Consider the following 25,647-nt stretch of genomic DNA (forward strand, 5'->3'; position numbering starts at 1 on the left):
AATCTAGTCTTTGTCATTCATATTATTCAAGAACTGTTCCAAAGAATATTCATCGGGATATAAAACCTCGCGGGCCTTGCTTCCTTCAAAAGGGCCAACAATACCGGCGGCCTCTAATTGGTCGATAATCCGGCCTGCCCTGTTGTAGCCTAATTTAAGTTTACGCTGTATTAATGAGGTAGAACCCTGCTGATGCATTACAATGAGTCTGGCTGCATCTTCAAAAAACTTATCACGCTCGTTAGGATCAAAATCGGCCTTACTTCCCTCTCCTGCTTCATCTATATATTCTGGCAGTTGGTAAGCATCGGCATAACCACGTTGGTTACCAATATATTCAGAAATGCGGTCTACCTCAGGTGTATCAACGAAAGCACACTGTAGCCTGATTAAGTCGCTTCCTGTAGATAAAAGCATATCACCACGGCCAATTAACTGATCGGCGCCACCACTATCCAAAATGGTCCGCGAATCGATTTTCGATAACACCCTAAAGGCTAACCTGGCCGGGAAGTTAGCTTTAATAGTACCTGTAATAATATTTACCGATGGACGCTGTGTAGCCAGAACCAAATGGATCCCGATCGCCCTGGCCAATTGTGCCAAACGTGCAATTGGTGCTTCAACCTCTTTACCTGCCGTCATCATTAAATCAGCAAACTCATCAACCACTAAAACAATGAAAGGTAAAAAACGGTGACCGTTATTTGGATTAAGCTTGCGTTTTACAAACTTATCGTTATATTCTTTTAAATTCCTAACCTGCGCATCTTTCAGTAAATCGTAACGTTGATCCATTTCGATACAAAGTGAGTTTAAAGTATTTACTACTTTTTTAGTATCGGTAATAATGGCATCGGCCTCTCCCGGTAGTTTAGCTAAAAAGTGCCTTTCAATTCTGTTGAATAGGGTTAACTCTACTTTTTTCGGATCGACCAGTACAAATTTAAGTTGTGCAGGGTGTTTTTTAAATAACAGCGAAACCAGGATGGCGTTAATACCCACCGATTTACCCTGACCTGTTGCCCCAGCCACCAATAAGTGAGGCATTTTAGCTAAATCTGCTATAAAAACCTCATTACTAATGGTTTTACCTAAAGCAATAGGCAAATCCATCGTGTTTTGAACCCATTTCTCGGTATTTAGAATACTGCGCATCGGCACCATTTCCGGGTGTTGGTTGGGTACCTCGATACCAATGGTACCTTTACCTGGCATTGGTGCGATAATACGGATACCTAAGGCTGCTAATGAAAGTGCAATATCATCTTCCAGGTTCTTGATCTTCGAAATCCTTACCCCAGGGGCCGGAATAATTTCGTAAAGGGTAACCGTTGGGCCAATGGTTGCCTTAATCTTATCAATTTCAATATTGTAATGATTAAGCGTTTCTACAATTTTATTTTTATTGGCTTCCAATTCTTCGGCATTTACCGAAATTTTATTGGTACCGTAATTTTCGAGCAAATCAATTGTTGGATACTTGTAACCAGATAAATCTAATTTTTCATCATAATTACCAAACTGCTCAACCAGATCGTCCGACTTTTTATCATCTTCATTTTTTTCGATCGTAAAAGCAGGTTCCTTTTCAGCTTCAATTGGTGGCTCTACCACTAAAGGCAGTGATGAAGCCGCAGCAGTAGCCAATGGCAAATTGGTAGCCAATGGAGATAATACAACAGGTGCCACAGTTTCTTCCGCTTCTTTTTCTTCATAACGGCTTGGCTGTAATACCACATTTTGTTGCTTACGTTCGTTACCTACTGGCTTATCGCGTACCGGAAATTCAATGGGTGTTGATGGTTCTTCGAAAGGATTGTTTTTTACAGCTTGCTCCCTAATGTCGTTTACGTAATCTGGCGTTTCGTTATCAAGGTAAACTTCTTTCTCTTTACGCTCAGGAAATTTAAAATCGATATTATACGCAATGATTAAAATAGTTAATCCGGCAAAAGCGATTAATCCGGCAACACCAGCTGCGCCAATTTGGGCACCTAATAATTTACTGCTCCAATACCCAAACTCGCCTTCTAAATAATGTGGCGATTCTGACCAAAAACTATGTGCGAAACCTAAGGTTAATGAAATAAACAGTAAAAAGAAAAAGCTATAACCTAATGTTTTAGAGATAGAAAGGATTTTAACTTTAAACAATAAACGGTAACCAATAATAAAAAAGGCCAAAACGAACAGGAAAGAGGCAATACCGAACCATTCGTAAATAAACTGGTGCGATAACAGGGCACCAAACTTGCCTAACCAGTTTTGAACTACAGGTATGGAAACACCAGCTTCTTTTAGTTCTTCTGTTGTTTTAAAAAGATTGCTCCAACCGCCATTTGCGTCGATTACGTAACTCTGATCATCTTGCCAGGTAAATAAATACGAGGTAAAAGCAATTAAAAAGTATAATGACAATATCACAAAAAACAGACCTGCAATTTTAACTGCACGGCCGTCTGCCAAATCGAAGCTTGGCAAAAAATCTCTTTTTTCTTTCGGCTGTCTACCTGATGATGATCTGCCGGGTGCACTTTCTGCACCTTTATCTCTGAATGTATTGGTTTTAAACTGGTTACCCCTTACCGACATTTTCTATCCTAAATAATTTAATATTGAACAAACTTAGATAAAACTGCGCAGCATTAACGAAAGCCTAACAAAAAAAATAATTACAAATTGCAACCATTGCTGTTATATGCTTCCTACCATGCCTCCTCTTTTCAAAACAACGCATCTAACCAGAGGATATATATAGTTATACCTTTTATTTATAATGTGCCTTAAATTAAATAAAAATATTCATCAGGCATTAAACCTTAAACAGAAATTATTGTCTATTATTTTAACAACACACAAGTTGTTACGTTTTATCAAATGAAACGGATTTTGTTTTAGGTTTTGTCCCGTTTTGCCTGGAGAGGTTAAACGGGATTTTTATTATAAACCTTATAACTTCAGCTCTATTAGTTTTTATTCACAGCGCCCAATTTTAGGCACTTTTCCTAACGCGTTCGTCATGCTGAACTTGTTTCAGCATCTGTCCTGCTAGATCGACCCTGAAATAAATTCAGGGTGACGACAAAGAATTAAAAATATCTACAGGAGGCCTTTAAAGGTATGTTATATATCGAACACAGACCTAATAGGTGACTTTGGCTGTTCATATTATTCTGAAAAGCAGGCTTCTGCGCACTTCTGTTATAACAGTCCTGCTATCACTTCAAGTCCTCACTCATACCTCGTTCCGGGCTTTTCGTTCTATCAGGTTTATTTAACTCAAGTCTGTAATGCTTAGGCTTTAAGATTAATTGCTAATTAAAATGGTGGGCCCTTGCGTTAGGGATGGTAAGGGTTCAGTGCCGATCCTTCATCGGTACCGGAGCGAAGCGCAGCCCTGCAAAAGCCCGACCCTTTTCCGTATTTCACCTATCGTGTGGACACATCTTTTGTTAATCCTATATTTGTTTTTTAGTACACGTTCCGAAGGCGATCGTCATGCTGAATTTATTTCAGCATCTTTCCTGCTACTAAAAGGTAGTCATTTCGCAAAAAAAAAATTAATTAAACGCAAACATTGATTTTTCCGCTCTTTGCCGCGGGGCAAGGTAGTTTTTCGCAGTCAACGTTGTTTTTAGCTGTGCTCAAGAATGCTGGCGCATTTTGGAGCGCCAAAGTACCCAAAGCATATCTGTCCGTAGAGTTCCGAAGGGCTCTACGGATTAATAATAGAAAAGAGTCTGTGACTCGTTTTAATTGAGTTTATAAACTCAATTTTATTCTTATATCCATAGAGACGCTATGCTTAACTCTACGGACAGAGCGGGGAAAAGCAGGGTTCTGTGTACTTCGGTTATAACAGTCCCGCTATCACTTCAAGTCCTTCCCGATGAATCCTATCGTGTGGACACATCTTTTTATTTACTTTGCGCTTGATATGCATCGAGAATTTACAGATTTAGGGGATCATCGTTTACTTTTAAGAGGGAATAAGATTTTAAATGACCTTTTTAGCCGGAGTGTTCATTCGATACGGCAACTTACAGATGATGATGCATCCGCAAAAGGCTTCTACCGTTTTCTCCTGAATGAACGGATAAGCGAGGATGAACTCTTGTCCAACCTTATTGGGAACTGTAAAGCAGCATGTTCAGGCAGATATGTTATCTGCTTTCAGGACACTACCGAGATTAACCTTAGTAGTCACGGGAATAGGATAAATAAAACCAGTGGCCTAGGCACCACCAATGCAAACAAAGTTAAGGGGCTTGGCTTTTTTATACATCCAAGCCTGGTTGTTGATGCAGAGAACTGCATTCCCTATGGTTACTCTGACATTAAGATATGGAACCGACCGCTGGAGTTTAGCTCAAAATTTGAGCGTCAGTACCAATCGCTGCCTATAGAAGAGAAAGAATCCTATAAATGGATCGAGGCTTCGAACAATACCAAATCTGCATTAAGCGATGTTGTAAAGGGTATGCTGATCGTTCAGGACAGAGAGGGCGATATATATGAACAGTTTGCGCTCATTCCAGATGGGCACACCGATCTATTGGTCCGGGCAAGATCCAACAGAACGCTGGGCGATAAGACCAAGCTTTTCGATTGCCTTTCCGCCTATGAGTCAGCAGGATACTACGAACTTCCTGTAGCCGCCAAGGGGAAACGGAAAAAGCGGACTGCTAAAATAGAGGTCAGGTATAGAGATATCGAAATAAAAAGCACAAAGGGTACCAGCAAGGGGTTGCCCACTACAGTACCCCTGTTTATGGTAGAGGCAAAAGAGGTTGGCTACGCAGGAGAGGACAGTATCTGCTGGAGGTTGCTGACTACCCTTCCTGTAGAAAGTATCGAAATGGCAAAGGCCTGTATAGAATGGTACAGCTGGCGATGGACTATAGAGGAAGTATTCAAGATACTTAAGAAAGAGGGATACAACATAGAAGCATCGGAACTTGAATACGCCTCTTCGGTTAAAAAACTTTCTATACTGATCATGGAAGTGGTGATCAAACTGTTTCTTATGAGACTCTCCTATGCAGAGCCTGAGATAGAGCTGTCAGCAGATTCCTGTTTTACGGCCCAGGAGCAGGAGTTTCTTGATCATCGGATAATCCGTCTTGAAGGGAAAACCCAAAAGCAGAAAAACCCATATCAGGCAAAAGACCTAAAGAGGTATGTATGGGCAATAGCCAGACTTGGGGGATGGAAAGGCTACGAAAGTAACAGGCACCCAGGAATTACTACCCTTTGGATAGGCATCAAGTATTTTAAAGCATCAATGCAGGGTTGGGATATCCACAGAGATGTGTCCACACGATAGGATGAATCGGGATACCTCGTTCCGGGCTTTTCGTTCTATCAGGTTTATTTAACCCAGTTCTGTACTACCTAGACTTTAAGATTAATTGCTGATTAAAACGTTGGGCCCTTGCGTTAGGGATTGTAAGGGTTCAGTACCGATCCTTCATCGGTACCGGAGCGAAGCGCAGCCCTGCAAAGCCCGCCCCTTTCCGTATTTCACGGGATTGGGGAACGCCAAATCAGTTGGCAGCTTTCAGTTGGCAATTTTCACACGATGGTTCTTTTGGAGATATAATAGTTTTTTAACCGCTGAGGTCTTGGTAGATTGCCTTACACTATATATATTTAGGCATTAAAGCTTACAATTCCTTAATTTTAGTTAATTTAAAGCGATTTTTGAAACAATATGATGAGCATAGCGCAACTCGAAGAACAAATTGAGGCCGGAAACGTACAAGCAGTAAAAGAAATTTTGGTTGAAAATCCAAAATTGGCGAATGTTGATACTTCTCATCATATTTCGCCACTATTATTGGCTTGTTACTACAAAAAAGCAAGAAATAGCCGACTTAATTGCTGAGTTTGTAGATAATTTAACCTTATTTGAAGCCTGTGCAGTTGGTAAATTTGACGCTGCTACCTTATTGATTTTTCAAAACCCGCAGAGTATAAACGAATTTTCTGAAGATGGTTTTACACCGCTTGGTTTAGCCTGCTATTTCGGACATGAAGAATTAGCCCGTTTTCTGGTTTTAAAAGGCGCTGATGTTAACCTGGCATCAAAAAATGGCTTTAATGTATTCCCCATTCACTCGGCAGTTGCCGCTAATAATTTCAATATCACTAAAATGCTGTTAGATGCGGGCGCATACCCGAATGTTTGTCAGAAAGCAGGCTTAGCTCCTTTACATACTGCCGCACAATTGGGAAATATTGAATTGATTATTTTATTGTTAGAACACGGCGCAGATGTTTCTTTACGCATGGAAGGCGGAAAACTACCTGCAGATTTAGCCGCAGAAAAAGGCTTTAATGAAATTGCAGAAATTTTAAGAGACGATGACTAGTTTTCGATTCTCAGTTTATAGTTTGCATTTTCAGTTGATTTAACTGATAACTGAATACTGCCAATTGAAAACTGAACTATTCCCATATCCTCAACCGCATTCTTTTCATATACGTTCTGATATCGAGCACAACGGCTGCCAAAAAATAGAATAATATAGGAAAACCCACCGCCAAAAACGACGAATAAATAAAAAACAGACGCACTTTAGCTGTACTCATATTCAGCTTATTGGCCAAATAAGTAGAAACGCCAAAACTCTGCTGCTCAAAATAAGTTATAATTCTCTGGAACATTTTATGCCTATTTTAAAATATTAATCGCACTGCACTAGATAAAAATTATCCGAACCAAAACCATCATTTTGCTTTCAAACGCTAATTTATGAAATTTAATTGGTTAAATTTCAATCGCATAACCTCACTCATTATTGCAAAACCAATTTCTCGAAATCCTGTCTATCCTCATGTTTAATAAAAAGTGTTTGCTGTTCTGTCAGTCCTGAAAACTTTTTGATCAGTTCTGCCTTAAATTTATGGACATCAACATCTTTGTTTAAAATAACAGTTAAGGCATCGGCATTACCCCTAACCTCAATAATCAGATTAGGATATAGTTCTCTTAGCTCGTGTGGAAATTCCATAATATAAAAACGGATTATTAGGTAGAAAGTTTTACTGGAAATCAGAATCTGGTTAGGCCTGCTTTAAAATTTTAATTCCAATACCACAAGATAGGCATTTTTTCTCATCACAATATTGCTTTTTTAGCTGCAAAATTCCCTGAGAGGCAAATGCATTCGCCATCTTCACTCCTGCTCCTGTAAATTTATCGGTAATTGCATTTTGCTCAGCTGGCAAACTTTCTAACAGTTTTATCGCTCTACTGATATAATATGGTGTAGCTGTATGTTTGCCATAAGCGAATAAAAACAAGGCGACAGTATTTAACAGGACACTATCTACAGATGTTTTTCCAATTTGGGTATTCACTCCAGAAGCTACTTTCTTAAAATGATAATGTGTTTTCCAGTAATCATTTACCGGCAGGTTTTCAAATAAGGTATGCAGTTCAGCCACATTCTTTATTTCCATAATTTTAGAAAAAAGATGATTGGCTTTTATAATTAATGCGGCAAATTGTGCTAAACGAATGGTTGGAAAGTTTTGAGGACGCATCCGCATAAATTTCCACATCGAAACGTCAACCGGTGTAATGTTATATTTCTTTTGAAGAAACAGAAATTCGGTTTTTAACTTTCGGGGATATTCTTCCTCAAACTGATCGTTTAAAAAACCAGCGGCACCAAAAACCAATGCTTCTATTTGATGTGGATTATTTTTATGCCTGGCATAAATATGCTGCGAAACTGCTTTGGCAAACAACTCGAAAGGCAAAGCATTTATTTTGAATCCAAAATTACGCGCCATGAACCGGTAGAAAGTCTCATCCCAATTCCCGTTTAATTCATTTAAGGTTTCTGTAACAGCATTTGTTTTCTGCTCAAAACGCTCCACTAAGGTTCTTGATAAAAAAGAATCTACAATCAACTCATCTACCCTCCCAATTTGAGAAATACAAGGAAAATCAGTTAAAGTGAGGAACAGATTTTCGTATTTTCTAATCAGATCAGTAGAAATCCGGTTCTTCAATTCTAAAACCGGCAAAATGGATCCATCCATCCTTTTTATTTCGGCATCATGCTCGTAAACTACATGCAGGATTACATTTTCATATACAGGATTAACCTGATGGTTGTGCTTTAACCAATCAGACGATTTTAAATGAATTTCTACATTTCCCGCCCAGGTAGTATTGCCAATTTCGATTTTTGCATGAAAAAAATCAGGACCGGCATCCTTATTGAGCAAGCCTGGGTTTATGATTTTCAGATTTTCTCCACGAGTGGTTTGCAGATCGTTAAAATCAAACGACCTGAACTGCCAAACGTAATGAAGAAAATCTTCCGGAAAATTCATTCTTGAAGATAATGAATTTATTTGGCTACAACTAACTTATAAGTTTAAATTTTGAGCTTTTAATTATGCGCGACGTCACCCTGAATTTATTTCAGGGTCTTACATGCAAAAAAGATGCTGACCACGAAGTAGCTATTAGACCTTTAAAGCTATAAAAACTACTAATAAAACAAGTTCAGCATGACGTTTGAGGTCAGGTAAGATTAGAAATAATTTTAGGTCACTTTAACTTCAGCCTTCTTTTTATAATTGGTAATAAAAACCCCTGCAATAATTAAAACGGTTGCAACTACTAAGTCAATACCTACCTTTTCATTTAAAATTAACCAACCTAAAAATATCGCGATAATGGTGTTAAAGTAAGTTAGGATAGAAACTTCGGATGCTGAAACCCTTTTTAGGGCATAATGATAACAGAAATAACCCAAAACAGACCCGAACACAGCCAAATAAACAGTGGCAAATATGCTTTCTGTTTTCCAGGAATTTACATCAGCCTTACCAGAAAACACCATTGCTAAGCCCAACTGAATAATGGCCGAAAACACAAACTGGTAAAATAGATTTAAAAAAATATATTGAGGTTTACCACTGTGTTTCTTCGAATAAATGGTGCCGACTGTCCAACCTGAAACCGCAATTATCAAAGATAAAATCCCGTTCCGGTAACCTGGTTCAAGCAAATCATTCAAACCGTCTCTAAAAATAAAAACAATACCTAAAAAACCGATAAAAACGCCAATAAATCCCTTTAAACTTGCCTTTTGAATCCCTAGAAATACGCATCCGAGAAATACGAGCAAGGGAGAGGTGGCATTAATTAAGGAAGCCAATCCACTTGGAATAGTCTTTTCAGCAACGGTTGTCATGCCATTGGCAATTACCACCATTAAAATAGACAATAAGATTTGTCGTTTAAAACTCGACCATCCAATCCATTTTAATTCCTTCTGTTTAATTAACAGAACCAATATAATTATTGAAGCAACAGATTGACGAATGGCCGTTACATACCAGGCCGGAATACTTTCTACGGCAACCCTTATTCCTAAATATGTTGTGCCCCATATCAAAGCCACGCCAAATAGGGCGAGTATGAGTTTAAGATCTATTTTTGATTTCATGAGCAGTTTTTAACCGCAAAGAACACCAAGTTCGGCGCAAAGCGGCACAAAGTTTTAAACCAAGTGGCATTCATTTGAAAACAGGTAACTTTCTTTGTGGTCTTGGGGTTAAAAGAAAAACTATTTGCCTAAACAAGATCAGCGTTAACTAGGATCTGCTCCATCTCCTTTTGAAGTTTTAAGGCCTCTTCCCTGGCTTTTTCGGCAAAGTCTTCCCCTTGGCTGGCATAGATAATCCCTCTGGAAGAATTAATCAGCAATCCACATTGCGAATTTAGCCCATATTTACACACTTCACTTAAATCTCCACCTTGTGCACCTACGCCTGGTACCAAAAGAAAGTGATCTGGTGCCAGTTTACGTACATCGCCAAATGCCGCACCACGTGTAGCACCTACCACATACATCATCTGCTCATTAGTTGCCCAGGCTTGCGAGGTTTTAATCACTTTTTCGAAGAGTCTGTCTTCTCCAATTTCCTGCAACTGAAAGTCTGCATGTCCGGTGTTCGAAGTTAAGGCTAATAGAATTACCCATTTATCTTTAAAAGTTAAAAACGGCGTTACCGAGTCGCTCCCCATATAAGGTGCAACGGTAACCGAATCGAAACTCATCTCAGACGATGCAGCATTAAAAAATGTTTCGGCATACATGGCAGAGGTATTTCCAATATCGCCACGTTTGGCATCTGCAATAGAAAAAATATCCTGCGGAATATATTTCCAGGTTTCGATTAAAGTTTCCCAACCTTTTTTACCGTAGCACTCATAAAAAGCAGTATTCGGTTTATAAGCTACACACAAATCTTTTGTGGCATCTATAATCTGTTTGTTGAATTCCAGAATTGGATTTTCATACTTTAACAGGTGTTTTGGTATTTTATCTAACGAAGAATCTAATCCGACACATAAAAATGAACGTTTTTTTTGTATCTGCTCGAAAAGTTGTTGCTTTGTCATATATGGGCTTATTTGCTGCAAATATGAAGATTTTTAAGTTTTCTGAGCGACAAAATAATGCTCACACTAATTATTTTTATAAACATTTTAAACTTTTGCTTGCAGATTACGTTTCAAATACATACAATTGCAACATAATTTCTCAACCGTTTATCTGAATATCCCAGAAAAATTTATCAAGACTTGTTTTTTGTTACCATTTTTTAAAGGCCAATTTCGCTTTTTATTCAGCTTGTAAACAGTTATGAAACAATTTGAGCATTTCTATAATGAACTCATAATGTTTTATAGCCTTAAGAATTTATACACAATGAAACTGCCGGGCCTGCACTAACACAAATATATTTAAGCCTGTGTAGATTTATAACAGAAAACATCCGTTATAAACAAATGAAAAATTTCTTGAAACATATATATTTAGAATGTTTAGTAAAACAGAATTAAATGATAAGCTCACAACAGAATTACGTGAGCTAGCAAAAAGCTATGGCATTGAAGGTGCCGACTCCCTAAGAAAAATCGACCTTGTTGAAGTACTTTTACACCAACAGGAAATTATAAATGCCGCTAAAGCTGGTGCAGACCCTTATAGCGAAATCGAACCTATTGCAGCTACTCCTGCGCCTAAAACTAAAGCTGCAAAAACATCAAAAGTTGCTGCAGCCGCTGCTTCAGCAGCAGTAGCAGAAAACGCTGTCGTAGCTGATAAGCCTGTTGTAGCCGACAAGCCTGTTAAAAAAAGAGCAAGGTTAAGCAAAGATGAGCCTGCAGCGCCAATTGAAAGAAGAAGAGATTCGGTAACCTTATTTGACGAACCGCAGCACCATCAACAACCTGAAAGACAGCCCGACAGAATTGTTGAAGCTGAAGAAAGTGTAAAACCTATCTCAGCCTTAATCGAAGAAAGTGCTGAAGTACTTCCGGTGGCTCCAAAGCAAAAACAAGAGCCTAAAGAAAAGCAGGAAAAACCGCAACGCGACGAAAACCGTCAGCAAAAACAACCAGGCGGTGGCAATCACCACAAAAACGAAAACAGTTATTCTAACTTGGATTTCGATAACGTAATTACAAATGAGGGTGTTTTAGAAATTATGCCCGATGGTTATGGTTTCTTGCGTTCGGCAGATTACAACTACTTAACTTCTCCTGATGATATTTATGTATCTCAGTCGCAAATAAAACTTTTTGGCTTAAAAACTGGTGATACCGTAAAAGGTAGTATCCGTCCGCCAAAAGAAGGCGAAAAATATTTCCCACTCGTTCGCGTAGAAACCATTAATGGCAGAATTCCTGCTGAGGTTCGCGACCGTGTTCCTTTCGACTATTTAACGCCACTTTTCCCAACAGAAAAATTAAATTTATTTACGGATAACAGCAACTACTCTACCCGTATTATGGATTTATTTACGCCAATTGGTAAAGGACAGCGTGGTTTAATTGTAGCGCAACCAAAAACAGGTAAAACGAACCTGCTTAAAGAAGTAGCCAATGCAATTGCCAAAAACCATCCGGAAGTTTATTTAATTATCTTATTAATTGATGAGCGCCCGGAAGAGGTTACCGATATGGCTCGTAGTGTAAGGGCTGAGGTTATTGCTTCTACTTTTGATGAGCCGGCTGAACGCCATGTTAAAATTGCCAATATTGTTTTAGAAAAAGCAAAACGTTTGGTAGAAAGCGGACATGATGTGGTAATTCTTTTAGATTCGATTACCCGTTTGGCCAGAGCATACAATACAACTGCACCGGCATCAGGTAAAATATTATCAGGGGGTGTTGATGCAAATGCGTTACACAAACCAAAACGTTTCTTCGGAGCGGCACGTAACATCGAAAATGGTGGCTCACTAACCATTTTAGCTACCGCATTAACCGATACAGGTTCTAAAATGGATGAGGTGATCTTCGAAGAATTTAAAGGAACAGGTAACATGGAGTTACAATTAGATCGTAAATTATCTAACAAACGTATCTTCCCTGCAATTGATATTACGGCATCAAGTACCCGTCGCGACGATTTATTGCTCGATAGAGATATTTTGCAACGCGTGTGGATTTTACGTAACCACCTTGCTGACATGAACAGCCAGGAAGCAATGGAATTTGTTCAATCACAAATAAAAGGAACAAAAAGTAACGAAGAGTTCTTAATTTCGATGAACAGCTAAGATAAAGCTTAAAGGTAAAAGGTGTAAGGCTTAAGGTTTCCTAATTGGATGCCTAAACCTTACACCCTAAACCTTAAACCTTAGACCCCATGCTAAAAAAACATCTTCCTAATGCGATTACCTGTGCAAACCTTTTATCTGGTTGTATCGGAATCGTATTTGCATTTAAAGGCAATTTAGAAACCGCCGCCTATTTCGTTATTTTCTCCGGAATTTTCGATTTCTTTGATGGCATGGTTGCCCGTTTATTAAATGTTAAATCAGCAATAGGAAAAGACCTGGATTCTTTGGCAGATATGGTAAGTTTTGGATTCTTACCGGGTGTAATCATGTTTCAACTTTTAAAAGCCAGCGATTATTCATCTGAGTACCTTCCCTATTTTGGTTTTTTAATTACTATTTTTTCGGCATTGCGGTTAGCTAAATTTAACAATGATGAAAGGCAAACAGAAGATTTTATTGGTTTAAATACCCCGATGAATACTTTGTTTATTTGCTCCTTACCGTTTATTGCAAATGATTATCCCCAGATCATTTCCTCTAGCATACTATTGATTGCCATTACTGCCATTACGAGTTTCTTATTGGTGAGCGAAATCAAAATATTCTCTTTAAAATTCAGCGATTTAAGCTGGGCGAAAAATAAGATCAAATTTATCTTCCTTATCCTGTCGGCAATATTAATTGCTTTTCTAAAATTTGCAGCTATTCCTTTTGTATTGGTGCTGTATATTGCTTTATCAGTATTACATTTTAGGGTAGTAACTCCAAATAAATAATCCAGAGAGATAATTTATTTTATAAAAATCAATATGAATGACGTAGAAGTTTAAGGAGATAACTTCCTCAAGCTTTCGTCATTTCGAGCGGAGTGCAACGCAGTCGAGAAATCTGCTTAGATAGATCTCTCCGTTTCGCTGCGCTTCAGTCGAGATGACGACGCTTTTTATTGAAGTCTGTCAATGGTAGTGTAGTCGAAGGGGCCTTTTCTTTCGTTTTAAGCTTTAAAAGTCTTAATAGCATTGGTAAAGATACGAGCTGGGCGATCCCTAATATAAACCTTGATCACCTCCGATACATTAGAAATTTGATGCATTAAAGCTTTTTAACATCAAGGGGATCATCGATATTACGGCAGATCGACAAAATCGTTTCTCCAAGTACAGGATGCACAACTTCAGGGGCAATCTCAGCCAAAGGCTCCATCACAAATTTTCTATCCTGCATGTAGGGATGAGGCACCTGGAGTTTATCTGGAATATTGATAATTTCATCACCAAAAAGGATCAGATCGATATCAATTAACCGTTCTCCCCATTTATCTTTCCTTACCCTGCCCAATTCCTGTTCGATACTTAATGCACGTTCTAAAACTTCAAGTGCCGTTAAACGGGTTTGTAAACCTACGGCCTGGTTCAAAAAAGCAGGCTGGTCGGTTTTACCCCATGCTGCGGTTTCATAAAGAGATGAGATGGCTATCACCTTACCCATTTTATCGTTCAATAGTTCGATGGCTTTTTTCAAATTCGCCTCCCTATCGCCCAAATTCCCACCCAGTAACAAATAAGCAGTGTTGTACTCTAAAGCTTTATTAAGCATCATGTATTTTTATATCTTTACAACACAAAATTAAAACATTTAAATGAGAGAATTCTTTAAGTATTTATTTGCCTCTATGCTGGGCTTTTTCTTATCAATAGTAATTGTATTTGTGATCTGCTTCGTAGTTGTTGTAGGTTTAATATCTTCTATTGATAGCGACAAAACCGTTGTTGTGTCTAACAATTCGGTACTATTCCTGAATTTAGACCAGGCCATTACAGAACGTACGCCAAAAAATCCATTCGGAAACCTGCCAATTGTTGGTGGCGAAGAAAAAGATGGTATAGGCTTAAACGATTTCCTAAAAGCGGTGCAAAAAGCCAAAACAGATGATAATATTAAATGTATCTACCTGAATGTAAGCAGTCCAAATGCTGGTTTTGCAACCCTGCGTGAGGTTAGAAATGCACTGATCGATTTCAAAAAATCTCACAAGAAAATTATTGCCTACAGCGAAGTGTATACCCAAGGAGCTTATTATTTAGCTTCAGTAGCTGATAAGGTATATCTAAATCCCGAAGGTGCTTTAGAATTTAAGGGTTTTAGCTCTGAATTAACTTTCTTTAAAGGAACATTAGAAAAAGTTGGTATAGAAATGCAGGTCATCCGCGTAGGAAACTACAAAAGTGCTGTGGAACCTTTTATTTTAGATAAAATGAGCGATTACAACCGCAAACAGGTTACAGCTTATGTTGGCGGTTTGTACAATACTTTTTTGACCGATATTGCGCAAAGCAGAAATATCCAAAAAGATAGTCTTTATAACATTGCTGATAATTACAAAGTGCAGCAGCCGCAAGATGCAGTAAACTTTAAAATGATTGATGCTTTAAAGTATAAAGATCAGATTTTAGAGGAATTAAAAGGATTATCGGGTAGAACCAGAGGAGAGAATGTCCGTTCGATTTCGATTAACGATTACGCTAAAAACAATAGCGATACAGGCGAAGGAAAAGACAAAGTTGCGGTGATTTATGCCAATGGCGAAATTAATGGCGGTGAAGGTTCTGATAGCCAGATTGGTTCGGAACGTATTTCGAGAGCTATTAGAAAAGCACGTTTAGATGATAACATTAAAGCGGTGGTTTTACGCGTAAACTCTCCTGGAGGCAGCGCACTTGCTTCGGACGTAATCTGGAGAGAAGTGGTATTAACCAGAAAAGAAAAACCTGTTATTGCATCGTTTGGCGATGTGGCTGCATCAGGCGGTTATTATATTGGTTGTGCTGCTGATAGTATTTTTGTGCAGCCGAATACCATTACAGGTTCTATCGGTGTATTTGGTATTATCCCGAATTTCCAAAATTTAATGACCAACAAACTGGGAATTACATTTGATGGCGTTAAAACTGGTAAATACGCCGATATTATGGCCACTAACCGCCCTATGACTGCTGGTGAAAGATTCATCATCCAAAATGAATTAAACAGAATTTACAGCGGTTTTGTGAGCCGTGTGGCCGATGGCAGAAAGAAAAGTAAAGCTTATATCGATAGCATTGGCGGTGGCCATGTTTGGATTGGAACAGATGCCGTTCAAATTGGCTTAGCCGATAGAATTGGGAGTTTTAACGATGCCATTAAGGCGGCGGCTAAAAAAGCTAAATTAAAGAATTATAAGGTTGTAGAATACCCGGATGTAATTGATCCATGGAAATCGTTAATGGATGAAGGTACCGACAGAATTAAAACCTATTATACCAAACAAGAACTTGGCGATAATTACATGCTTTACCAACAAATGAAAAAGGTAATGGCAAGCTCTGGAATTCAGGCCAGAATGCCATTTGAAGCGGTTATTAAATAAAATTCAGACCTCGCAGGTTTTTAAACGGCTTCAGCCCTCAACTAGTCCTTTAAAAATAAATTAAACGACGAGTTAAACCTGCGAGGTTTATATATAATCGATATTTTGTTGATAGTCAATGGTTGAATAGTTAATAGTCATGGGCTACCCCCACCCTGGCAATTGACCATGAACCATCAGCCAACTAGCCCATCTGACGTCTCAAATCTCCGATCTCAATCTCTTTAATTAATCAGTTTCCATTGTGGATGCAATGCTAAATAAGTTGCATTAACAGGAGTATTTGCCGGATGAACGGTTAAAGAAATGCTTTTTCCCTTTAAAAATTCAAAGCCAATCCCTTCTTTTTGGGCGTCGTAAACCGTTACAGTATCATTATCTTCGTTTAAATAAGCAGAAAGCTTTTTAACGGATGGAAATTTCTGTTTTGTATCTTCCAAAGTACTCTCCGTTGCCAAACCATCTTTTGTTTTAAACTTATTGGAGGTGATCCTGATCTGTTTCACATCTTTTATAAGCATGCTTGTATCGCGATAGGAAGAATATACTGCAATTTCGTTAGGATGTTTCCCTGTCGAATCGTCGCTATACCAAATCCCCCATGCTTTTCCCATTGCGGCATCACCTGCATCTGGCCTGCCCAATTTTATTCCAACCTGTTCCATACTTTCTCCGAGTGTAATTTCGCCTATAGAACGACCGGCCACAATCAAAAATCTTTCATCAACAGCTTGCATTGTAGCCGATGCTAAATTCATTGAATCTGTCTTGTTCTGATCTGTTTTATTGGCAGAATGGCAAGCTGCCAAGCCTATGCTTAATCCCAAAAGCGCAAATTTTATAGATTTCATTAGTGTAAAACAACGGTTTAATAAAATTGTGTTTAATTTTAGGAGCGTGGTAAAGATTTGAGGCATTATTTCCTAATTTTACCCCTTATGGAAAACAAGACCATCGCCCGTACCTTACGCCTCTTATCGCAGCTTATGGAACTGCATGAAGAAAATCCCTTCAAAATTAAATCTGTTGCAAATGCCTATTTTAAAGTAGATAAATTGCCCTTTGCTTTAAAGGACAAACCTTTAGATGAGCTGGATAAAATTGAGGGAATTGGTAAAGGATTAGCTTCCAAAATTATTGAGCTTCTACAAACCGGAGAATTAAAAGAGCTTAACGAAATTCTTGAGAAAACACCTGAAGGGATAGTAGAAATGCTGGCCATAAAGGGCATCGGACCTAAAAAGATTTTCATTATCTGGCGTACCTTAGGAATAGAAAATATAGGTGAATTGTATTATGCCTGTAACGAAAACCGCTTGATTGAAGCCAAAGGCTTCGGTTTAAAAACCCAGGAAGAAATTAAAAATGCCATCGAATTTAAATTGGCTGCCAACGGACGGTTTTTATATGCCCAGGTTGAAGGTTTTGCCAAAACTCTATTTACCCAACTTTCTGATTGGACTGCAAAAACTGATAACAGTGCGCTTTTAGGTTTCGCAGGTCAGTACCGCCGCGCCTGTGAGATTATTGATGAATTAGAAATCGTAATTGGTACAGCACAAACCGATGCCATTAAACAAAACTTACCTGCTTTTGCTCCACTTTCGCTTATCGAAGCTGAAAATACTTTCATCTGCACTACCGAAGCAGGTTTTAGAATAAAAATTCATGTGGTAGAAAAAGTTGATTTTTATTTGCAATGGTTCAGCTTAACTGGAAATACAGCGCATGTAGAAAAGGTGCTAACATTAGCTGGCGAAGGACCTTTTGCCAACGAAGAAGAGATTTACAGCAAAGCAGGTTTATCTTTTATTGAGCCTGAGTTGCGTGAAGATTTCGACGAAATAGAACTGGCGAAAGCAAATAAACTCCCTAGTTTAATCCAATACGATGATTTAAAAGGCAGTTTACACAACCACTCTACCTGGAGCGATGGTGTGCATACTTTAGAGCAGATGGCGGTGTATTGCAAAGAGAACTTAAATCTTGAGTACTTAGGGATCTGCGACCACTCTAAAACTGCGGTTTACGCAAAAGGATTAAATGAGCAACGGGTTTTTGGTCAACACCAGGAAATTGATGAACTGAATAAAAAACTCGCTCCATTTAAAATCTTTAAAGGTGTTGAGAGCGATATTTTAAGTGATGGCTCATTGGATTATTCGGATGATATCTTAAAAACATTCGATTTTGTTGTAGCTTCTGTGCACAGCAATTTGCGCATGGACGAAGCAAAAGCAACGGCACGTTTACTAAAAGCTATTGAAAACCCATACACCACCATTTTAGGACACCCAACCGGCCGTTTATTATTAAGCAGGGCCGGATACCCGATCGATTATAAAAAAATTATTGATGCCTGTGCCGCAAACAAAGTAGTAATTGAAATCAATGCAAATCCCTTGCGTTTGGATTTAGACTGGCGCTGGCACCGTTATGCTTTAGAAAAAGGCGTTTTACTTTCCGTAAATCCAGATGCCCACAGAACAGAAGGTTTCCACGATATGCATTATGGTATTTTAGTCGCCCGTAAAGGCGGCTTAAGCGCCGATAAATGTTTAAATGCTTTTTCGTTAGAAGAGATAACGGAGTATTTTGAGAGTAAGAAGCCAATGGGTTAACCAAGTGATCTAAAAATAACGGCATGCAACAATTCGGCATAATCAATGGCAGAAGAATTCTTTATACAAACGTCAGAAGAGATGCAGAGTGGTTTAAAAAATTGCCTATGGGTAATTGGGCTGCTTTTACTATTTCGGATGATGAAGACCGCGACTTTGTAGAATTAGTTGTTGAGAAATCTCTTGAAAATCAAGTGGCTTATATTTGTAGTGCGGGCCAACTTTCGGATGCCGTTGAATTATCATTTGATCTAAAAATAGTAGAAAAAGCCATTGAACAAGAAAACATAACCCAAATACCATTCGATTATGACCAGTCGCCGATTACCACTGCACATAAAAATTTCAGCGAAGGATTTTGGTTCGCGGCAATTGCTGCACAGAATGAAGAAAATTGGATAAACGCTCTTATTTGTTTAGACTTTACAAAAAAGGGCGTAAAAAAGATCATATTAAGTTTGGTGAAAAAAATTAATAATGATTGGCTGCCATCTGAAGAGGAAACAGAACCACCATATTATGACGAATAATCAATGGAAAAAATTAAACTAATTTAATCTGTGTAATCATCTAATCTGTGCAATCACCCCGTCAGGAAAAAAATCAATCTATTTAATATCTTTGCACCATGATAAGTGAAATTGCCAACCGCATATTTAATCAAGTAATTACAGACTATCACAAGTTTGATGATATTGACCATCCGGTTGAAAACCCATACGATGCAGAAAGTTTAGAGCATCTTTTTTACGTTAAAAACTGGATCGATACCGCCCAATGGCACATGGAAGATGTGGTGCGTAATCCGCAGATTGATCCTGTTGAAGGTTTGAGCTGGAAAAGGCGTATCGATGCACAAAACCAGGTGCGTACTGATATGGTTGAGTTTATTGATGGCTATTTCTTAAACCTTTACCAGGGAATTTCAGCTTTGCCAGATGCAAAAATCAATACTGAAAGTCCTGCATGGGCAATAGACAGGCTTTCTATACTGGCACTAAAAATTTACCATATGCAGGAAGAGGCTGAACGCGAAAGTGCATCAGCTGAGCACCGTAAACAATGCCAGATTAAATTAAATGTATTGTTATCGCAACGCGACGATTTATCAAACAGTATCGACGAGTTGTTGGCTGATATTGAAGCGGGCAGGAAATACATGAAAGTATATAAACAAATGAAAATGTACAACGACCCGAGTTTAAATCCGGTTTTGTATAATAAAGGTTAAAGACTAAATCAAAAGTAAAGATTAATCATGCTCTGTCTCCTTGGTTGGTGGCTCACTAACCATGACTAAAATACCTGCTTAATGTCTGGTGAGCCACCAGACATGGATATCGAGATTAAATTAACATATGGTCACTACCCAAAAAATTATCGTTTTACGTTTTTCGGCTATGGGCGATGTGGCCATGGTAGCCTCCGTTTTACGCGAGTTTTCCGAGCAAAATCCATCTGCAGAAATCATCATGGTGAGCCGATCTGCTTTTAAAGCATTTTTTAATGGCATCCCGAAGCTGATCTTTCACCCTATCCAGCCTAAAACCATTCACAAAGGAATTGACGGCCTATACAAACTCTACCAAGAACTTCGCAGTTATAAACCAACCGCAATAGCCGATTTACATGATAATTTAAGAAGCAGGGCTATTTCTACTTTTTTTCGTTTAACCGGAACAAAAATTAAGCGGATAGACAAAGGAAGGGCCGAGAAAAAGGCACTAACCCGTACCCATAACAAGGTTTTTAAACCACTCAGAAAAACCGTAGAGCGTTATGCCGATGTTTTCCGCGAATTGGGATTTGGGGTTAAACTCAGTCATCAAATCAATAAATCTCCACAAGCTATTCCAGTGAAAGCTGAGGCCTTATTTGCCAATAAAACGACAAAAAAAATAGGCATCTCTCCTTTCGCACAGCATGTTTATAAAGTATATGCTTTAGAAAAAATGGAAGCGGTAATTGCCTCATTAAGTGGATTCGGCCATGAGCTTTTCATATTTGGTGGTGGTAAAACAGAACAAGCAGTTGCCGAAAACTGGGCTAAAACGTACAAAAACACGCATAACTTAATTGGTAATTTTAACTTAACAGGAGAGCTTGCCATCATCTCGAACTTAGATGTAATGTTGAGCATGGACTCATCTGGCATGCATATGGCTTCACTTGTTGGTGTACCTGTTGTATCTATCTGGGGACCAACACATCCTTATGCGGGCTTTTTGGGCTACGGGCAACTGGAAAGCGATTGCATCCAGATTGACCATCCAGCGCGGCCAAATTCTATTTATGGAAACAAACCCTGCCTTTGCGGTGTTGAAAACTGTATAGACTTAATTAAGCCTGAAACAATTGTAGATAAAATTAAAGAGAAACTAAATGGCTAAACAACTACTTCTGGTCCGCCATGGCAAATCGGATTGGGGAAATATAGATTTAAGTGATTTCGACCGTCCGTTAAACAAACGTGGCAAAGAAAATGCACCAGAAATGGCCGAAAGACTGATTAACAGGGGTTTCAAAATAGATTTAATTGTAAGTAGCCCTGCAAAAAGAGCCAAATCTACTGCCAAATATTTTGCAGAAGCTTATAATATAGACCAAATCCAATTCGAAGAATCTATTTATGAAGCCAACACGACCGCCTTACTTAAAGTGCTTAATAGCCTGAATAATGGTGCGGACCATATTGCGATGTTTGGTCATAATCCCGGTTTTACAGATTTTGCGAACGAGTTATGCAATGCCGATATTTACAACATTCCAACTGCAGGCATGGTATTAATTTCTTTTCCTTTTGATTCGTGGCAGATGGTAAGCAAAGGAACAGGAGAATTGGTATTTTTTGATTATCCGAAGAATAGTGATGAAGTTTAACGCTTTTACTATTAAGGAATTAAGATCATTAAGGTTTATATTCATTACAGATTGGCTTTAGCCAAATGCATAAATACTTTAAAACGGCTTTAGCTCATTGGCGCTGGAAAGGTTTTCCCCTACAAGCCCAACCCACAGTTAAATACACCCGGTAGTAGCGGCAGCTCCCGATCCTTTATCGGGGCTATAGCGAATAACGGGACCGAATGCGCCAAGAACTCCTGCCCCCTCATTTCCAAAAAACCAAAGCATATATTTCACATCAAATATTAACATCTCTAATTAAATATTTTTATTACCTTTGAATATATAAAACGAAAATCTGGCAATAGACATTTCGGTGAATTCATAACCTAAACTCTCCTGGTTATTTCATAATTCGTATCGCCAGAAAATTTATCCATTAATTTATCTGTACATGAATTTTGATTATAATACTACGCGTAGCCATTTAATTCTATCGGAATATGGCCGTAACGTACAAAATATGGTAAAGTATATTTGCGAATTACCTACCATTGAAGAACGTAATAAATATGCCCAGGCGGTTATCGACCTGATGGGTTTTTTGCAACCACATTTACGTGATGTTGCCGATTTTAAGCATAAACTTTGGGATCACCTGCACATTATTTCTGGCTACCAAATTGATGTAGATAGCCCATATCCAAAGCCATTAATCGAAAATGCTTATATTAAACCAGAACCCCTGGCCTATCCTCAACAAAGAATTACCTACAAACACTATGGTAAAACGGTTGAGAATCTGATTGAAAAAGCCATGCGTGAAGAAAATGCTGAAATTAAAAAGGCAATGGTTCAGAGCATCGCAAATTTCATGAAAATGGCTTATGTTACCTGGAATAAGGATAATGTAAGTGATGATACCATTATTAAAGACTTAAAGTATCTTTCTGGTGGGTTATTATCACTTGATGAAGGTGTTAACCTGGCTAAAGTAGAATTTAGAGCACAAACTCCTCGTCAAAGCAATAACAACAATAACCGGGGTAGAAGCAACAACAATAACAACAACGGAAAAAACCGTCAAAATAATAACAACAACAATAATAATCGCAGGCCAAATAACAACAATAAACCTAAATATTAAGGTTAAAGGCAGAAGGCGGAAGGTTAAAATATCCGCCCAATCTTGATACTTGATACTTGATACTAAAAATATATGAACGCATTTGAAATAACAGGCGGAATTAAATTAAAAGGCGAAATTACCCCTCAGGGAGCCAAGAATGAAGCTTTACAGATTTTATCGGCTGTATTGCTTACCGAAGAGAAAGTAACCATCAGTAATATTCCTGATATTAAAGATGTAAACAAACTGATTGAATTACTTGGCGATTTAGGTGTTACCGTTGAGCGTATTAATAAAGATACTTATACTTTTGAAGCTAAAAATATTGATTTAAATTTCTTCGAATCTGACACTTTTAAAGCCAAAGGTGGTGGTTTACGTGGTTCGATTATGATTGTTGGACCATTGTTGGCGCGTTTTGGTAAAGCAGCAATCCCAAAACCAGGCGGTGATAAAATTGGCCGCAGAAGGCTGGACACACACTTTATTGGTTTCGAAAAATTAGGTGCAAAATTCGTTTACGACAGCAAAAAAGCTTTCTTTAATGTAGATGCAACCAATTTACAGGGTGCTTACATTTTGTTGGATGAAGCATCGGTAACCGGAACGGCAAATATTGTAATGGCAGCAGTTTTAGCAAAAGGCACCACTACGATTTACAATGCCGCCTGCGAACCTTATTTACAGCAACTTTGCAAAATGCTTAACCGCATGGGTGCAAAAATATCGGGCATTGGCTCTAACTTGTTAACCATTGAAGGTGTTAGCGTTTTAGGTGGAACGGAGCACAGAATGCTGCCGGATATGATTGAAATTGGTTCTTTTATTGGCATGGCTGCAATGACAGAATCGGAAATTACCATTAAAAATGTTTGTTATGATGAACTGGGCGTAATACCAGAGGTTTTCAAAAAACTAGGCATAAAATTAGAACGCCGGGGCGATGATATTTATGTTCCTTCTCAAAAACATTACGAAATCGACACTTTTATCGATGGCTCAATTTTAACCATTGCCGATTCTCCCTGGCCAGGTTTTACGCCTGATTTATTGAGCATTGTTCTGGTTGTGGCTACACAGGCAAAAGGAAACGTTTTAATCCACCAAAAAATGTTCGAAAGCCGTTTATTCTTCGTTGATAAATTGATCGATATGGGTGCTCAGATTATCCTTTGCGATCCACACCGTGCAACCGTTAATGGTATCGATAAAAAATATAAACTTCGTGGAATTAGCATGACTTCACCTGATATTAGAGCCGGGGTTTCCCTATTAATTGCGGCTTTATCAGCTGAAGGTAAATCAACCATCTATAACATCGAACAGATTGAACGCGGTTACCAGGATATCGACACCCGTTTACGTGCCTTAGGCGCGCAAATTAAGCGTGTAAATGCTGATGCACCGAGCCATTAAGGTAGAAGGTTAGAGGTGGAGGGTTAAAGGTAAAACCCAAAGCGAAAATGGCATAAATAAAACGTCCGGGTAATAATTATCCGGACGTTTTTATGGTTTCGTCATCTCGACTGAAGCGCAGTCCCGAACTTTAGGGAGAGAGATCTTTAAACTATATTTCGCGAATAGATTTCTCGGCTCCGCTCGAAATAACGATCAATCGATGCCTCGGTTTGTGTCCCCACAAACCAAATGAATTTTACCCCGATATCGCATTTATAATATCGTATTGCGTGATAATTTCAATCTTCCCAGATGTATCTTCTACCAATACAGCAGAATTTTCTCTGTTAATTAATGAAGAAATTTTATCAATAGAAGTATTTAAATCGACAAATGGGAAAGTAGCTGTCATGATCTCCGAAATTGGCGCCGATTTTAAGCCTGGATTTTCAAGCAGTGCGCTTAAAATGTCGCTTTCAGCAATTTTACCAACAATCATTCCTTGCTGTGTCACCGGAATTTGAGAGATGTTCATCGATTTAATGGTATTGATGGCTTCTAGTACCGATTTTTGTGCATCAAGCGTTACAATCTCTGTACTTTCTTTTTTAGCCAGAATAGATTTAGCGGTTAATTTTTCATCCTGTAAAAATCCGCGTTCACGCAACCAATCTTCATTATACATTTTGCCCATGTAACGGCTGCCATGGTCGTGAAAAATAACGACAACAACATCTTCTGGCTTCAATTTATCTTTTAGCTGAATTAATCCGCCAATTGCAGCACCGGCGGAGTTACCTACGAAAATACCTTCTTTACGGGCGATATCACGTGTCATTAAAGCAGCGTCTTTATCTGTAACCTTTTCGAATAGATCGATCACATCAAAATTTACGTTTGCCGGAAGGAAATCTTCGCCAATACCTTCTGTGATATATGGATAAATTTCATCCTTATCAAATATGCCTGTTTCTTTATATTTCTTGAAAACTGAGCCATAGGTATCGATTCCCCAGACTTTAATATTTGGATTTTTTTCTTTCAGGTATTTCCCGGTTCCAGAAATGGTTCCACCTGTACCCACACCAACTACTAAGTGTGTAATTTTACCTTCTGTTTGCGCCCATATCTCAGGACCAGTTTGCTCATAGTGCGCCTGTGAGTTGGCTAAGTTATCATACTGATTGGGTTTCCATGAATTTGGAACCTCGCGTTCTAATCGCGAAGAAACTGAATAATAAGAACGGGGATCTTCAGGCTCAACATTTGTAGGACAAACAATCACTTCGGCACCAAAGGCACGTAAAGCATCAACCTTTTCTTTCGATTGTTTATCCGTTGTGGTAAAAATACATTTGTAACCTTTAATAATGGCGGCCATAGCCAGGCCCATACCAGTATTTCCCGATGTTCCTTCAATAATGGTTCCGCCTGGTTTTAGTTTACCACTTTTCTCGGCATCTTCAATCATTTTAACCGCCATACGGTCTTTAATTGAATTGCCTGGATTCGTAGTCTCTATTTTTGCTAAAATTGTTCCCGGAACGCCTTTTGTTATCGTATTTAATTTAACCAATGGCGTATTGCCAATAGTTTCTAAAATATTATTATACCACATGTTACAAAATTAAGCAAAGGCA

21 protein-coding genes are annotated in these 25,647 nt (G+C 38.5%); 12 read left to right on the forward strand and 9 right to left on the reverse strand.

Features of this window, described 5'->3' with window-relative positions; translation table 11 throughout:
* Window positions 1-3: 3 nt before the first annotated feature.
* Entirely contained in the window at window positions 4-2,595 is a 2,592-nt protein-coding gene (locus QF042_RS19230; RefSeq protein WP_307531406.1) for a DNA translocase FtsK, read from the reverse strand.
* Window positions 2,596-3,892: 1,297 nt separating this feature from the next.
* Between QF042_RS19230 and QF042_RS19235 the strand changes: the two genes are divergently transcribed.
* Window positions 3,893-5,329 carry an IS4 family transposase gene (locus QF042_RS19235; protein WP_307531410.1) on the forward strand — a complete coding sequence of 479 codons (1,437 nt, stop codon included), beginning with the start codon at window positions 3,893-3,895 and terminating at the stop codon, window positions 5,327-5,329.
* A 478-nt stretch (window positions 5,330-5,807) separates the two neighbouring features.
* Window positions 5,808-6,377, forward strand: a complete 570-nt coding sequence (locus QF042_RS19240) for an ankyrin repeat domain-containing protein (protein ID WP_307531412.1) — start codon at window positions 5,808-5,810, stop codon at window positions 6,375-6,377.
* Between the two features lie 76 nt (window positions 6,378-6,453).
* Here QF042_RS19240 and QF042_RS19245 read toward each other — a convergent pair whose 3' ends face one another.
* The 5 genes from QF042_RS19245 to pyrF form a co-directional block, all read right to left on the reverse strand.
* Complete coding sequence (locus tag QF042_RS19245; RefSeq protein WP_029277136.1) at window positions 6,454-6,672, reverse strand: PspC domain-containing protein; 219 nt, start codon at window positions 6,670-6,672, stop codon at window positions 6,454-6,456.
* Window positions 6,673-6,803: 131 nt separating this feature from the next.
* The gene (locus QF042_RS19250; protein WP_307531416.1) at window positions 6,804-7,019 is read right to left on the reverse strand and encodes a hypothetical protein; all 216 of its coding nucleotides are present in this window, start codon (window positions 7,017-7,019) and stop codon (window positions 6,804-6,806) included.
* A gap of 52 nt (window positions 7,020-7,071) precedes the next feature.
* On the reverse strand, window positions 7,072-8,355 hold the full coding sequence (locus tag QF042_RS19255; protein WP_307531418.1) for a DUF2851 family protein: 1,284 nt from the start codon (window positions 8,353-8,355) through the stop codon (window positions 7,072-7,074).
* A 215-nt stretch (window positions 8,356-8,570) separates the two neighbouring features.
* Window positions 8,571-9,479, reverse strand: a complete 909-nt coding sequence (locus QF042_RS19260; RefSeq protein ID WP_307531419.1) for a DMT family transporter — start codon at window positions 9,477-9,479, stop codon at window positions 8,571-8,573.
* Between the two features lie 128 nt (window positions 9,480-9,607).
* Entirely contained in the window at window positions 9,608-10,438 is an 831-nt protein-coding gene (gene pyrF / locus QF042_RS19265) for an orotidine-5'-phosphate decarboxylase (RefSeq protein ID WP_307531421.1), read from the reverse strand.
* A gap of 422 nt (window positions 10,439-10,860) precedes the next feature.
* Here pyrF and rho point away from each other — a divergent pair, with 422 nt between their 5' ends.
* Entirely contained in the window at window positions 10,861-12,606 is a 1,746-nt protein-coding gene (gene rho / locus QF042_RS19270) for a transcription termination factor Rho (protein WP_307531423.1), read from the forward strand.
* Window positions 12,607-12,695: 89 nt separating this feature from the next.
* Window positions 12,696-13,385, forward strand: coding sequence for a CDP-diacylglycerol--serine O-phosphatidyltransferase (pssA, locus tag QF042_RS19275; RefSeq protein WP_307531425.1), 690 nt, complete (start codon window positions 12,696-12,698; stop codon window positions 13,383-13,385).
* A 316-nt stretch (window positions 13,386-13,701) separates the two neighbouring features.
* On the opposite strand, the gene folK is transcribed toward pssA, so the two are convergent.
* Entirely contained in the window at window positions 13,702-14,208 is a 507-nt protein-coding gene (gene folK / locus QF042_RS19280; RefSeq protein WP_307531427.1) for a 2-amino-4-hydroxy-6-hydroxymethyldihydropteridine diphosphokinase, read from the reverse strand.
* A 40-nt stretch (window positions 14,209-14,248) separates the two neighbouring features.
* On the opposite strand from folK, the gene sppA reads away from it, so the two are divergent.
* The gene (sppA, locus tag QF042_RS19285) at window positions 14,249-16,015 is read left to right on the forward strand and encodes a signal peptide peptidase SppA (protein ID WP_307531429.1); all 1,767 of its coding nucleotides are present in this window, start codon (window positions 14,249-14,251) and stop codon (window positions 16,013-16,015) included.
* A gap of 224 nt (window positions 16,016-16,239) precedes the next feature.
* On the opposite strand, the gene QF042_RS19290 is transcribed toward sppA, so the two are convergent.
* Window positions 16,240-16,866 carry a hypothetical protein gene (locus QF042_RS19290; protein ID WP_307531430.1) on the reverse strand — a complete coding sequence of 209 codons (627 nt, stop codon included), beginning with the start codon at window positions 16,864-16,866 and terminating at the stop codon, window positions 16,240-16,242.
* An 87-nt stretch (window positions 16,867-16,953) separates the two neighbouring features.
* Between QF042_RS19290 and QF042_RS19295 the strand changes: the two genes are divergently transcribed.
* From QF042_RS19295 to murA, 7 genes are all read left to right on the forward strand, one after another.
* Complete coding sequence (locus QF042_RS19295; RefSeq protein ID WP_307531432.1) at window positions 16,954-18,636, forward strand: DNA polymerase/3'-5' exonuclease PolX; 1,683 nt, start codon at window positions 16,954-16,956, stop codon at window positions 18,634-18,636.
* 23 nt (window positions 18,637-18,659) lie between these two features.
* Window positions 18,660-19,166 (forward strand): hypothetical protein, encoded by a 507-nt coding sequence (locus QF042_RS19300; RefSeq protein ID WP_307531434.1) that lies wholly within the window; start codon window positions 18,660-18,662, stop codon window positions 19,164-19,166.
* Between the two features lie 98 nt (window positions 19,167-19,264).
* Window positions 19,265-19,867 (forward strand): DUF4254 domain-containing protein, encoded by a 603-nt coding sequence (locus tag QF042_RS19305; protein ID WP_307531437.1) that lies wholly within the window; start codon window positions 19,265-19,267, stop codon window positions 19,865-19,867.
* 127 nt (window positions 19,868-19,994) lie between these two features.
* Entirely contained in the window at window positions 19,995-21,026 is a 1,032-nt protein-coding gene (locus QF042_RS19310; RefSeq protein WP_307531439.1) for a glycosyltransferase family 9 protein, read from the forward strand.
* A complete protein-coding gene (locus tag QF042_RS19315) occupies window positions 21,019-21,516 on the forward strand; it encodes a histidine phosphatase family protein (protein WP_307531440.1) in 498 nt (165 codons plus the stop codon). Before QF042_RS19310 ends, QF042_RS19315 begins: the two co-directional genes overlap by 8 nt.
* Before the next feature lie 418 nt (window positions 21,517-21,934).
* Window positions 21,935-22,627, forward strand: coding sequence for a DUF4290 domain-containing protein (locus QF042_RS19320; RefSeq protein WP_307531442.1), 693 nt, complete (start codon window positions 21,935-21,937; stop codon window positions 22,625-22,627).
* A 72-nt stretch (window positions 22,628-22,699) separates the two neighbouring features.
* Entirely contained in the window at window positions 22,700-24,025 is a 1,326-nt protein-coding gene (gene murA, locus QF042_RS19325; protein WP_307531444.1) for a UDP-N-acetylglucosamine 1-carboxyvinyltransferase, read from the forward strand.
* A gap of 238 nt (window positions 24,026-24,263) precedes the next feature.
* On the opposite strand, the gene QF042_RS19330 is transcribed toward murA, so the two are convergent.
* Entirely contained in the window at window positions 24,264-25,625 is a 1,362-nt protein-coding gene (locus QF042_RS19330) for a pyridoxal-phosphate dependent enzyme (RefSeq protein ID WP_307531446.1), read from the reverse strand.
* Window positions 25,626-25,647: the final 22 nt, after the last annotated feature.

The organism is Pedobacter sp. W3I1 (genome assembly GCF_030816015.1).
GTDB lineage: Bacteria > Bacteroidota > Bacteroidia > Sphingobacteriales > Sphingobacteriaceae > Pedobacter.